Genomic DNA, 229 nt, shown 5'->3' on the forward strand with positions numbered 1-229 from the left:
GCTCGACGGCAGAGGCGAGCCCGATCAGCAGGCCGGCCAGCATCATCCCCTTCATGCCGTCGACAAACGCCTCCGATGCCACGCGCGACTCGAGCCGCCCCGCCAGCGCAATCGCCATGGCCATGACGATGTAGAACGCGGCGAGTTCAACGTTGTGCCAGCTCCACAGGCGGGTGCCGACGATCATCATCACGCTCGATGCCAGCAGCACGAGCAGCACGGAGATCGG

1 protein-coding gene is annotated in these 229 nt (G+C 65.9%); it reads right to left on the minus strand.

Annotated elements, in window-relative coordinates; genetic code table 11:
• Positions 1 to 229: hypothetical protein (locus RVY79_RS21905; RefSeq protein WP_317466734.1), on the minus strand; the 229-nt coding region annotated here is incomplete at both ends.

This window comes from Chromohalobacter sp. HP20-39, assembly GCF_033052815.1.
Taxonomy (GTDB): domain Bacteria; phylum Pseudomonadota; class Gammaproteobacteria; order Pseudomonadales; family Halomonadaceae; genus Chromohalobacter.